This is a genomic window from Bradyrhizobium roseum (assembly GCF_030413175.1).
Classification (GTDB): domain Bacteria; phylum Pseudomonadota; class Alphaproteobacteria; order Rhizobiales; family Xanthobacteraceae; genus Bradyrhizobium; species Bradyrhizobium roseum.
On record NZ_CP129212.1, the window covers coordinates 5,306,957 to 5,319,276 of the forward strand.

The window sequence follows — 12,320 nt, forward strand, 5'->3', positions numbered from 1 at the left end:
GGCCCGTTATCGCAGCACGTTCAGGAGATCCTGCACCATCGTGTTGGCTGTGGTGATGACCTTGGTGTTGGCCGAGTAGGCCTGCTGGGTGACGATCAGTTTGGTGAACTCGTCGGCGATGTCGGTGTTGGATCCTTCCAGCGAGGAGCCGACGATGGTTCCGGACTTGCCGAACAGCGCCTGTCCGGATCCGTCCGTGACCTCGAACGCGCCGCCGTTGACGCGCTTGAGGAAGTTGGTGCCGTTGAACGTTGCGACCGAGATTTCGGCGAGGTCGAGGTTGCGGCCGTTGGAATAGTTGCCAACGATGCGACCGTTGGCGCCGACGCCGACCGACTGCAGCTGGCCGGCCGGGAAGCCGTCCTGCTGGATCTGGTTGACCTGCACGTTGCCGTTGGCGTCGGCGAACTGGGTGACACCGCCGGTGCCGAAATTGATGACTGGGCTGCCGAGCGCGACGCCGTTGACCACGGCATTGGTGAGCGTGACCGAGGGAACGGCCGGCGACATCTGGCCCGAGGCCGAGAAGGTGAAATTGGTATTGACGTTCTGCCAGGAGACCTGGGTGCCGGTCGCGTTGGGGTTGACCTGGTAGAACAGGTTCCAGGTGTCGGTATGGCCGGCACCGAGCGTGGAGCTGTCGGTCTTGGCCCAGCGGAACTGCAGGTTCACCGGCGCGCCAGAGACGTCGTAGGTGGTGACCGCGCCACCCGCGATCGATTCGTTGAGGAACGTCGAGTTGTCGTTGCCGATCACCTGACCGGTGCCGATGCCGCCGCCGCCGCCGCGCGTCGCGGTCACGGTGCCGGTGAAGCCGAGCGCGGCAAAAGCCGCCGTGTTCGAGCTGCTGACCGAGAGGTCGGAGGCCGTGCCGGAATGCAGCGTGATCGAACCGCCGCTGATGCCGGACGAGACGGCCGTTCCCGTCAGCGCGTCGATCTTGCCCAGCAAGGTTCCGATGCTGTCACCGATGTTGATCTGATTGTTGCCGACGGCGCCGGACGCCATGAAGGTGATGGTCTGGGCGTTGACCGTGATGGTGTCGCCTGCGATGAAATTGGCGGCAATCGAGTCGCTCGGCGCCGCGCCGTTGAGCAGCGTCGCAAGCGTATTTGCAACCGACGGCGTGGCCTTGTTGCTCTGCGTAGTGCCGCTGACGGAAGTGTCGGTATAAGGCGCCGGCGGCGTGCCGAGAGACAGCGGATTACGTCCGGCGGTATACGATCCCGGCGCGATCAATTCCGACCCTGGAACGGAAACGTCGTGCTTGGTCGTCAACGGATAGCTGGCAAGGTTGGCGCGGTAGTCGATGCGCGTGGTTTCCTGCGCCGGCAGGAAGTCGTTCTGGAAGCGGAGCACCTGCGGCGAGCTGCCCGATGGGTTGCCGGTGGTCGGGTCGATCGGCACGCCCTGCAGATAGTAGCCGGCGCCATTGACGAGATAGCCGCTCTTGTCGAGCTGGAAGTCGCCGCGGCGGGTGTAGCGGTCGACACCGTCGAACACCGGCGTGCCGTCGGTGAAGGTGCCGGGCTTTTGCACCGCGAAGAAGCCATTGCCGTTGATCGCCATGAAGGTCGCAACCGAGGCCGACTGCACGTCGCCTTGCACCGAGTTGGTGGAACGGGATTGCGTGGTCACGCCGCCGGCGAGCTGGGAGGTGACGGCGGTCTGCGGAATCAGATCGAGGAACGAGGTATCGATGCGCTTGAACGCCGTGGTCTGCGAGTTGGCGATATTGCCCGAGACGTTTTCCAGGGCATAAGAGTTGGCGCGGAGGCCGCCGACCGCGGTGGTAAGTGCGCCGAAGATACCCATGACATGTTCTCCACATTCGATACGGGCGGCTCGCCATTCCCAGGGAACCGAGGCCGCGTCGGGAGAACATGTCGCAAGCGCTGTGCCAGGCAACAAAATCGAGAAATATCAATATCTTGACAAAAAAGCCCCGGTCCAAGGACCGGGGCACATTTGCCGGGCGGGCAACATTTGCCGGGCAGCGTTGCCTATGAGGCCTGCGGTCCGGCGGGGTGAAACACCAGCCCGAACCCGTCGATGCAATAGCGCAGACCGGTCGGTTGCGGCCCGTCGTCGAACACGTGCCCCATGTGGCCGCCGCAGCGGCGGCAATGCACTTCGGTGCGCGTCATCCCGAACGTCGTGTCCTTGGTTTCGCCAAGGGCGTTGTCGAGCGGCTTCCAGAAACTCGGCCAGCCGGTGCCACTTTCATACTTGGTTTCCGAGGAAAACAGCGGCAGGTCGCAGCCGGCGCAGGCAAAGATGCCCTTGCGCTTTTCCTTCAACAGCGGGCTCGAGCCCGGCCGTTCGGTGCCGTGCTTGCGCAGGATCTCGTACTGCTGCGGCGTGAGCTGCGCGCGCCACTCGGCGTCGGTCTTTTCGATCTCGAATTTCCCGGCGGCCTCAGCCGGCGTGGCGCGCAGCCAGCGGAAAGCGGCGAGGCCAAACAGGCTGGCCACGGATGCGAGCAGGATACGGCGGTCCATCATGTAAAATCTCCGTGCGGGGCGAACGTAACGGTTCGCTATCAGGTACGGCCCAACCACGCCGACGTTACACCGAACCGTCCCGAATGATCTCACTTTCCTGCGAGGACGCCGCGGCCGGCCGCGGCGGCTGCGGGCGCGGCCCGGCCGGCGGACGGGCCTGCCGGGTTCCGGCCTGCCGGTTGGCTTCGGCCAAACGCGCCTCGCGCATGCGTTCCCGGGCGCGGGCGCCTTCGCGGTAGCGGGCCAGCGCGCCCGCGGCGGCGGAATGGCCCCGCCCCCATAGGCCGATCAGGTGGCCGGCAACGCGGCCGGTGGCGCCGCCCGCCCAGACCAGTTCGAACGGCGAAAACAGCTTCCAGCGTTCCTCGCCCCACAAAATGCTGCGCGCGATCACCTGCCCCGCCATCGCCGAGGTATTGAGCCCGTGGCGGCCAAAACCGGAGGCGACCCACAGCCCTTTGCGCAACTGCCCGATCTGCGGCATGCCGTGCACGGTTACCCCGACCGCGCCGCCGAACACATCCGCTATCGCGACCTTGCCGAGCTGGGGAAAGACCGTGGCGATGCGGCGCTGGATGGCGGGCCCGAAACGGCGTGGCCGCGCCTCCCAAGTGGTTTCCGGGCTCGCCCATAACAGCCGGTCGCCGTCGACGATGCGGAAATGATCGATGCCGTCGCTGTCGGCGATCGACCCCCTGAAGGCGATCACCTGCGCGAGCCGCTCGCCCAGCGGCTCGGTGACCGCCGCGTAGCGCCAGACCGGCAGCAGCGTCTCCGACAGCCGGCGCAACGGGGCGCCGAGGTGAACGTTGCCGGCCAGCACGATATGCGAGGCGCGCAGCCGTGCCGACGGCGTTACGATGCGCTTGCGAATGCCCGAGGGATCGATGCTGACGACCGGCGTATCCTCGAAAATGCGCGCGCCCGCCCGCCGCGCCAGCGCGGCCAGCCCGTGGACATATTTGCAGCCGTCGATCTGGAAGGCGCGCGGATAATGGATGCCGTGGAAATAGCGCCCCGTCTTGAGCTGATCGCGAACGCGATCGACCTGCCAGCCCTCGACCTCGGTCGCGAAATCCTCGCTCAGCGTCTGCAGCCGGCTGATCAGCGTGTCGCCGGCATCGACGGTGGAGACTTCCAGCGCGCCCTCGGTCAGCGCGATGCCCGGCATCGCCTCCTCGGTGGCGGTGGCGCGAATGTAGTCGGCGCCCTCCTTCGACAGCGCCCACAATTCGCGCGCGTCCTCCAGGCCGACGCGCTCGATCAGTTCGCCGATCGGAAGGCTGTACCCCGGCATCACGGTACCGAGCTGATGGCCGGATGCGTTCCAGCCGACATGCCGGCCCTCCAGCACCGCCACGCTGGCGCCGAGCCGCGCGGCCTCCAGCGCCACCGTCAGCCCGGCAAGCCCCGCTCCGACCACGCAAATGTCAACATCCAGGTCGAAAGACAGGCGCGAGCGAACAGGCGCGTCATCGGGGCTGTTGGTCGCACTTGTGAAAGTCTCGGGCATGGCGTTTCTTACGGACGGCTGCGGCGCTTGTCACCCTATCCGGGACATGAGCCTGTAGATTAGTCCAGACTAAGACCGAATCGAGATCGCGCCCATGCGCCGTTTGATGCTGCTGCGTCACGCCAAGACCGAACACGACGCGCCGTCGGGGCATGACCACGACCGCCGCCTCGACGAGCGCGGCCGGCTGGATGCCGCTGCGATCGGAACCTGGATCGGCCGGCATCCGCCGCTGCCCGACGCCGTCAAGGTGTCCACCGCGGTACGGGCCAGGCAGACTTGGGAGATCGCGCGCGACGCGATCATGGCCGCGCGGGAACAGGTCGCCCAGCCCAGCGCCGAATGGCTCGACGAAATCTACGGCGCCGAACCGGCGCAGCTGCTGCAAATCATCCGGATGGCCGCCGCCACCGATCCCGCGCACCTGATGCTGATCGGGCACAATCCCGGCATGCATGAGCTGGCACTGATGCTGTCCGGCAGCGGCGACGCGGCGGCGAAGAAAGCACTAGAAGACAATCTGCCAACCGCCGGCGTCGCCGTGCTGGATTTTGCGACCGACGACTGGAACGAGGTCGCCTTCCGCCGCGGCAAGCTCGTGCGATTCACCAGCCCGAAACTGCTGAAGCAGGCGCCGGACGACTGAGCCGCGCGGACATCTCAGCCGCGCGGTGCTATGCCCGGTGACGCGCATTCAAGCGAATTGAGAACAAGTTCGCGTCAAAGAAAATGCATCAGAGCAACAAGAGCCTAGCCCTCGATCCTGACAAATCAGGCCGGCATGGCCGAAGCAGGAGGCGCCGATGTTCAAATCCATACTCGTGCCGATCGACCTGGCCGATACCGATCTGACCAAGCCCGCGATCGCCACCGCCGCGACGCTGTCGCAGACCTGGAACGGCGCGGTGCGCCTGCTCAACGTGCAGCCGATGACGCCGCCGATGCTGGCCGAATACGTGCCGGCCGATTTCGACGCCCAGCAGCGCGCGGCGTCGGAAGACGCGCTCGCCATCGTGGCCAGGGAGTCCGGCATCGACGCCGCCCGCATCTCTATCGCGGTGCGGCAGGGCGGCATCTACCACGAGATCCTCGAAGAGGCCGAGGCGATCAAGGCCGACCTGATCGTGATGACCTCGCACCGGCCGGCGATGCGGACCTATTTCCTCGGCTCCAATGCCGGCCATGTCGTGCGCTACGCTACGTGCTCGGTGCTGGTGGTGCGGCACTAGACTCAAAACATCGAAAACAACCCCATGCAAAGTAGCATGGAGACGGCCCTATTCCAGACTTAAGATCATGAATTTACTGTACTTTTCCTGACATTCAGGAGCAGCGCCAAAACCGCTGTCAGCGCCACCACGGTGGCAAGCCCGATGGCCGGATCGGTGGCGAGGACCGCGGCGAGCGACGCGCCGCAGGCCGCGCCGGCCATTTGCGCGAAGCCGAACAGAGCGGCGACCGCGCCGGCGCTGTCGGCGAACGGCGATAGCGCCGCCGCACTCGACAGCGGGCTCACGATCCCCAGGCCGAACAGAAAGATCGAAACGGCGGCGAGAAACGGCGGCAGCGAATGCCTCGCGAGCAGGACCGCGAGCAACAGCGCGATACCGCCAACAGCGGCCGTCACCAGCCCGATCAGCGTCGCGCGATGCAGACCGAACCGTGCCGACAGTCTCGGCGCCAGCATCCCTGCGCCGAACACCAGGAAGACGACGCCCGCGAACAGCAGACCCAGCATCACCGGCGACAAACCAAATCCTTCGAGCAGCACGCGCGGCGCGGCGGAGAACACCGCGAACAGGCCGGCCATCATCAGACCGGCGGTCCTGGCCGGCGCCGCGAACCGTGCGTCGCGTAGCAGGCCGAGATAGGTGGCGGCGATCCCGAGCGGACGCACGAAACGGTCGGAGGCCGGCCGGGTCTCGCCGACGAACGCCGCATAGGCCGCCCCGGCGCCGATGGCAAAGGCCGCGACAAAGGCGAATTCGGCGCGCCAGCCGAACAAATGATCGAGCGCGCTGCCGAGAAGCGGCGAAAACCCGGGCGCCGCCGCCGTCGCGATGGTGATCGCCGCCATCGTGCCGGCAAGCGCCTGGCCGTCGAACAGATCGCGGGCGATGGCGCGCGCGAGCACGTTGAAGATACAGGCGCCGGCCGCCTGGATCGAGCGGCCGATCAGCAAGCCCAGCAAGTCGCCGGCGACGGCGCACCACATCGTGCCCAGCACGAAGAGGCACAATCCGATCAGGATCGGCATTCGGCGCCCGAGCCGGTCCGACAACGGACCGGCGATCAATTGTCCGACCGCGACGATCGCCAGGAAAACCGTGATGGTCGACGTGACGGCCGCGCTGGAGACGCGCAGATCGGCGGCCATCGCCGGCAGCGAAGGCAGAAAAATGTTGGTCGACAGGATGCTGATGGCGGCGAACGCGCAGATCACCGCCCTGCAGGCGGTTGCGGTTCGCTGCCGCAGTTTCGCGGCAGGCGTTTTGCTCAGAACGACGTCCGTGCGCATGGCTTGCGTGTCCCGTGCCTGGTTCAAAGCGCAGCGGATCGCCTGCACTGCCACGGCGCTCGGGCCGGACGGTTGCATCCTGAGCAATGGTCTTCGAGGTGTCGTCATAGGAATGACGGAGGTGATGCTGTGCCAAAGGCGAAAAACTGACAGATGTTAACAGAATGATAGGCTCGTGATTTCACCTCGGGAGCTGTCCGCGCTTTTTGTCAGATCTCGACCTGAAGGCCGGCGCGGGCGACCAAGATAGGATCGCCGCTAAGGGCCGTGAGCGGACACCGTAACGCTCTTTCTTATTCTTGAAAGAAGGAAGCACCGTATCTCTCGTCAATGTAACTGCTTGGTGGCCGTCCGATATCGGCTACATGTTGGGGTCCGAAGATGACTTGGCTCCCCGGGCGTAGCGTCAAGTTCTCAGCATGTCCCGGATCACTGTCGAGAACTCCGAGATAGCCGTGCTCTGTCTTCGTCTTGACGATCACCCACATTCGATCAACGCCTCGGTCGATGATTTGGCCGTTCTCTTTCGTTTCAATATCGAAGAGCAACTTTGCAGCGTCCCCAGGCGACAATGATTGCCGCTTGGCTAGAGACGGCAGCTGAAATGTCCCCGGAAAAGCCAGAGCTCGCTCTTCAGCGGAGATCAGCGCCCATCCATTCGCTGAGATCGTCGGGTCTAATTCACTCATATCCATCCTGCTTCTGACCGGATCGAAGTTAGCACTCTATCGCTATGCCAGAGCGTAACGGATTTGCCGGGTTCAAGAACCCTGCTTCGCTTTGGGTCAATCGAGACGGTTCTGCCTGATCCCAGTCAGGTCCGGTTTTCCCCTGATAGGCGACATACTCGCGGCCGAGAGACTCGGCAGCGACGGGCCACAAGGCGACCTTTCAAAACGCGAAGTTCACTATGTCAGCCAGGTAGTGTCCAAGAACTGCTGGCCAAAGTGCCCCGGATCGGCGGTACAACATCATCAACAAGCCACCTATCACCACCGCCACGCCGATATTCCCGAAACCCGTCCACCAGTGATAGGCTCCAAACAAGAAAGATGTTGCGAGAACCAAGGCATAGCCGTCGTCCAAATAACTCTGGAGCAGATGACGCGCACATCGCCGAAATACGATCTCCTCGCTTAAGGCGACTAGGCCAAGACCAAAAAAGATATCGACGACATGTAGCCAACCTTGCACTGCGGGATATGGCGCGAGCACTGTTGCAGGTAGGACCGCATTGATGGTGCGTCGGATCCAACCATCCAAATAGTGGTCCGCGAGAACAATACCGACAATCCAGATGGTCACTTCCCATCGAGGTATTCGAAGTGGTTCAAATCGGAAGGCTATTGTTCGCGCAGCAGGTATGGCGAACAGAACTGCCAAAGCCCCGAGGCGACCTGCGTAGTCCCAAACCATCCATGCCGCCGGATCGGATTGCTGCAGTCTTACAATTTGCGACACAACCATTGGGAAAAGGGCCGCTGCGAACCAGAGAGGCGTGGGTATCGCGCGAACCATCATCGTGTATCTTTAGCGCGGCTGATACATTTACCGCAATACGGCCTAGCGAGCACGGGCACGTCCGCTTCGGGTCTTGGCCGTGTAAAAACCCCATTCCAGAGAAGCCGGAGAGAAGGTCGGACCGTTCGGCCTCAGGCCGCGATCGCGCCATCAACGGCTTGGTCCCAACGATGTTCATAACCCGGGTCAGATTGTAGGCCAGGACCGAGAGGGCCATCTCGGCGGCTACTTTAGGAAGCGTTTTGGTCAGGAAGTGCGTCGCACCCATGCGCGCTTTCATGGTGCCGAACGGATGCTCGACGGTCTCGCGACGTAGTCGCATGGCGAGCGGGTTCGCATCGAGCCGCTGCTGCACGGCGTCGAGCAGATGCTCGTGTTCCCATCGTGTGATCCGTCGCTCGGACCCGGGCGTGCACTGGGATTTGATCGAACAATTCTTGCAGGCGTTGGTCCAGTAGCGCCTCAGCATCTTGTCGGCTTCTTCGTTTGTATAGCGATAAGGCAAACGCTCCCCGGCCGGACAACGATAGGCATCGTCCTCCGGCAAATAGACGAAGTCCTGCTTGCCGAAGCGTCCGTCCGACTTGGCGCCCGAAGTCATCGGCTTGGGCAGGGTTATCGTGATGCCGGCCTCGTGGCAGGCGAGGATCTCCGGGCTGTTGAAGTAGCCGCGGTCGGCAACGGCCTCGAGGGTCTCGGTCTGCAATACAGCCTTTGCTTGCCTGGCCATATTGGCGAGTTGCGCCCGATCCGAGCCGCTGTTCGTCACCTCATGGGTAATGATCAGGTGATGATCGGTATCCACAGCGACCTGCACGTTGTAGCCGACGACGCCCGAGCCACGGCCGCTGGTTGCCATCGAGCGACTGTCGGGGTCGGTCAGAGATATCTGCTGGTCGGGCGAAGCCAGCATCTGCTTCTCGTAGACAGCAAGCTTGCCCATTTGCTCCTTCACCTTCGCCAGCTTCTCCTTGAGTCTCGTCACCTTCCCGGCCAGCGCTTCGGTCGGCTCCTGCCGGTCGGCGGTGTCAAGCTGGCTCAGATAGCGGGCAACGCTTTCCTCCAGTTGGGCACGCCGCCGCTCCACCTTTGCCCGCGTGAAGTTCCTGTCCCGGTTGTTCACGGCCTTGAACTTGCTGCCATCGATGGCAACGCTCGCCGTCGCGAGAAGGCCCATCTCACGGCAAAGCTCAACGAAGCGCGCGCAGACCTTGCGGAGCCCCAGGCCGTTGTCCTTGCGGAAGTCTGCGATCGTCTTGTGATCAGGCACGAGCCGGCCCAGCAGCCACATGACTTCGACATTGCGACCGGCCTCTCGCTCCAGCCGCCGGCTCGACTGCACCCGGTTAAGGTAGCCGTAGATGTAAAGCTTCAGGAGAACCGAGGGATGGTACGACGGCCGTCCGGTCGCCGCCGGGTCCACCCCATCGAAGCCCATTTCCGCCAAATCCAGCGCATCGACAAACACGTCGATCACCCGAACCGGGTTGCCTTCGTCAATGAAATCATCGAGGCATTCGGGCAGCAGCGTCGATTGCCCACGATCCGCCTCTTCAATGAAGCGCCTCATCAATTCTCTCCCGAGAATCATCGAGGTAATCATAGCAGCGCAATGGCGTTTTCACACAGCCAGGGTCACAAGCGGGCCTTGGACGGGGCGACAGATAGGGTCCGCTGAGGGCCAAAAGGCGACGCCTCCCAAGAGGGGGCGGCGATCGCAATATAACGGCATTGCGCAACCGGAGGTGTTATCTGCAGCAATTTACGTTTGCTTAGGTCGGTTCCGCTAGTCTCTCGTCATGATCCGGATTGGACAGCGCGAACAAGAAGTGCCGATGTGGATATGGGCGACGGTGCCGCTGATATTCGTCGCCCTTGCGCTCCGCGAATCGACCACATATCGCGGGATAGTCTTCGAGCCCGACGTCGACTACGTCCGCATCGTTGCCCGATGCGCGGTGGCTTCCATCGCAGGCTTCCTGCTGATGGACCTGATGCGCCGGGCGACTACGCCTTGGTACAGCCTACCATTCCTGTTGATGGCGAGCTTTGCAGCCCCGGCGATCGCGATCGGCTGGCTGAACGACGCGATGCGGGAGCTTATCGCCGTTGTCGTCGGGGCCGCGATCACGGCGGCCGCCGGGCGAGGCGGCTCGGGTGCGGCGGGATTGCTTCTGATGGGAATTACCCTTGGCACGCCTCTGGTCGCCGGCGCGCTGCTAACGCTATTTTTCACGCTGGTGAGTAGGTTTCTGGCCGACTTACCTCTGTGGTCGCGCGATGCCCGGCGCGAGTTGCTGGCCAATCTTGGCGCGATGGTACTCTGGCTGGTCGTCGCGCTCGGCGGCTATATCGCAATCCGCTCTTCATTCGGTCTGTCGACGGTTCGAATGTCGGCAGCCGGAGCTGTGCCGCACTGGTTGCCGGTCGTCGCTGCCTTGCTCGGAGCTTTTCTGGCGACCGCCGCCCATCTCGCATCGGCTGCGCGTGCCCGCCGAGAAGAAGCCAATGAGCGCCGTGGCCTAAAGATCTGGCTGCTCGCGGTGGTCTGCGGCGCAGCTTTTTTCCATAGCCCCGATCTCTTCGGATTTACGAGCCACCGGCTCATGTATGATCACATCCGGCCGATGTTGCGTTCGGCGCATTTGTTACCGTCGCCGGACATCATCGTTGCAGATTATCGCGTCAGCGTTCCGTTTCACGACTACAAGACCAATAAGGGCGCGCTGATGCCCGACGGGAAGCCGTCCTATCTCGGCGTAACCATGCCGGACGAATATGGTCTGAGCAGCAAACGATTTATCCCGAGCGTTACCGTCTACCGTCGCGACATCACGTTGCAGCAAACCTCAACCTGGTGGACCGACCGCCGCAAACTGCTTGAAATTGCCAAGGCGGCCGAGCCGGACCAAGACGCAGTTGTCCGCTTTGCCGGTCCACGCGGCTCCATCGGGCTACGCAGCGATCAATATCCGGAAGTCGATATACAGCTCAACGATTTTGATCCGGCTGTTTCAACCGAGACAGCTGAGCAGGCGCTGCGCCGATTCCTGCGCGAACGCCTCCAGCGCGTAAGCGGCTAAGGCTAACTTCTGCTTCGGGTCAATCGCTTCGTTTTGACGGTCATCCGCTTCCTTCCGGTGTACCCTCAACTCCGGACATCCGACCGGTAACCGCACATGGCAGCAACGGGCCAACAAGAAACATTCGCCCGGCCGCCTATTCGATCACCTCGTCAGCTTGAGCCATCAGCGTTGGTGGCACGGTGAGGCCAAATGACTTGGCAGTTCTGAGGTTGACAACCCGTTCGTGCCTGGTTGGACCGGAACGCTGCGTCTCCGACCGCACCGGAAACTGTCAGTCCGACCGCCCATGGCAGTTGATCCGCGATCACCATCGCTTGAGGCGAGCCCTCTCAGCGCGATCGAAATTCGAAGGTCACCGAGTTGCGGCAAGAATGACCGCGACTGTCTCGTCGGGCATGTCCCACGCGGGGAAGTGGCCGCTGGACTCGAACCAGTGCAGATCTGCCGACGGGAAAGCGGCTTTGGCGCGCGTCGCCTGGCGGGGCAAGCAGAGCCGATCCCGCCTGCCCCAACCGATCACGACGCGACCGGGGGAGTGCGCGGCTGGCCCAGTCTGTTCGGGGCCTCGGGCAAGATCGTCGACCAGCGCGTCGAACGTCGGCGTGTTGCTAAGACCTGTCAGTTCGGTGGCCACAATCACCGGGTCAAGCGCCCATGGCCGCACGGACAATTGTGCCAGCAACGCTGTGCGCGAAGCCCCATACCGGCTAAGCATCGGCAGCAGCGGCCGGATTGCACGCAGCAGTCGTCCCGACAGCCCGATAGTGACCTTGAAAAAGGTTCGTTCCCAACCACGCCAAAAGCCCCCCGGATCTAGTGCGACCACGTTGCCGACGCCGCCGCGCCGTGCAAGTTCGAGGACGATCCGTGCGCCCATCGAGCTGCCGACAATGTCGACCCCCGTCAGATCATTGTCCACGATGTAGCGCTCGACGCTGCCGACCAGTCCGACGAATGTTCCGCTATCGCCTTCAACCCGCGTTGCACCGTGTCCGGGAAGGTCGACAGCGATTACAGTGCGATGCGCGCTGAGCGCATCAAGGATCGTGCACCACGATTGCCAACTTCCACCAAGGCCGTGAATGAGCAGGAGCTTTGGCCCTGTGCCGCGTTGAATATGGTGCATCTTACGCCTTCTTGGTTGCCGTACACCCTAGACTAACGCACCAGATTGGCTT

At 63.2% G+C, this 12,320-nt stretch carries 10 protein-coding genes and 1 pseudogene; 3 read left to right on the forward strand and 8 right to left on the reverse strand.

Features of this window, described 5'->3' with window-relative positions; all coding sequences use genetic code 11:
* Positions 1-6: 6 nt before the first annotated feature.
* The 3 genes from QUH67_RS25265 to QUH67_RS25275 all read right to left on the reverse strand — a co-directional run bounded on the left by QUH67_RS25265 (position 7) and on the right by QUH67_RS25275 (position 4,017).
* Complete coding sequence (locus QUH67_RS25265; RefSeq protein ID WP_300942090.1) at positions 7-1,815, reverse strand: flagellar hook-basal body complex protein; 1,809 nt, start codon at positions 1,813-1,815, stop codon at positions 7-9.
* A 188-nt stretch (positions 1,816-2,003) separates the two neighbouring features.
* Entirely contained in the window at positions 2,004-2,504 is a 501-nt protein-coding gene (gene msrB / locus QUH67_RS25270; RefSeq protein WP_300942091.1) for a peptide-methionine (R)-S-oxide reductase MsrB, read from the reverse strand.
* A 64-nt stretch (positions 2,505-2,568) separates the two neighbouring features.
* Positions 2,569-4,017 carry an NAD(P)/FAD-dependent oxidoreductase gene (locus QUH67_RS25275; protein ID WP_300942092.1) on the reverse strand — a complete coding sequence of 483 codons (1,449 nt, stop codon included), beginning with the start codon at positions 4,015-4,017 and terminating at the stop codon, positions 2,569-2,571.
* A gap of 94 nt (positions 4,018-4,111) precedes the next feature.
* Here QUH67_RS25275 and QUH67_RS25280 point away from each other — a divergent pair, with 94 nt between their 5' ends.
* Positions 4,112-4,663, forward strand: coding sequence for a SixA phosphatase family protein (locus tag QUH67_RS25280; protein WP_300942093.1), 552 nt, complete (start codon positions 4,112-4,114; stop codon positions 4,661-4,663).
* A gap of 157 nt (positions 4,664-4,820) precedes the next feature.
* On the forward strand, positions 4,821-5,246 hold the full coding sequence (locus QUH67_RS25285) for a universal stress protein (protein WP_300942094.1): 426 nt from the start codon (positions 4,821-4,823) through the stop codon (positions 5,244-5,246).
* A 65-nt stretch (positions 5,247-5,311) separates the two neighbouring features.
* Here QUH67_RS25285 and QUH67_RS25290 read toward each other — a convergent pair whose 3' ends face one another.
* The 4 genes and pseudogenes from QUH67_RS25290 to QUH67_RS25305 form a co-directional block, all read right to left on the reverse strand.
* Positions 5,312-6,535 carry a Bcr/CflA family efflux MFS transporter gene (locus QUH67_RS25290; RefSeq protein ID WP_300942095.1) on the reverse strand — a complete coding sequence of 408 codons (1,224 nt, stop codon included), beginning with the start codon at positions 6,533-6,535 and terminating at the stop codon, positions 5,312-5,314.
* 293 nt (positions 6,536-6,828) lie between these two features.
* Positions 6,829-7,224: a hypothetical protein gene (locus tag QUH67_RS25295; protein WP_300942096.1), complete on the reverse strand. Its 396-nt coding sequence runs from the start codon at positions 7,222-7,224 to the stop codon at positions 6,829-6,831.
* 202 nt (positions 7,225-7,426) lie between these two features.
* Positions 7,427-7,840, reverse strand: coding sequence for a CPBP family intramembrane glutamic endopeptidase (locus QUH67_RS25300; protein ID WP_300942097.1), 414 nt, complete (start codon positions 7,838-7,840; stop codon positions 7,427-7,429).
* Between the two features lie 361 nt (positions 7,841-8,201).
* Positions 8,202-9,626 (reverse strand): annotated as a pseudogene (locus QUH67_RS25305) (IS1182 family transposase); the annotation flags it as partial.
* Positions 9,627-9,855: 229 nt separating this feature from the next.
* Here QUH67_RS25305 and QUH67_RS25310 point away from each other — a divergent pair.
* Positions 9,856-11,139, forward strand: coding sequence for a hypothetical protein (locus tag QUH67_RS25310; protein ID WP_300942098.1), 1,284 nt, complete (start codon positions 9,856-9,858; stop codon positions 11,137-11,139).
* 355 nt (positions 11,140-11,494) lie between these two features.
* Here the strand turns inward: QUH67_RS25310 and QUH67_RS25315 are convergent, their stop codons facing one another.
* Positions 11,495-12,268 carry an alpha/beta fold hydrolase gene (locus tag QUH67_RS25315; protein WP_300942099.1) on the reverse strand — a complete coding sequence of 258 codons (774 nt, stop codon included), beginning with the start codon at positions 12,266-12,268 and terminating at the stop codon, positions 11,495-11,497.
* Between the last annotated feature and the right edge of the window lie 52 nt (positions 12,269-12,320).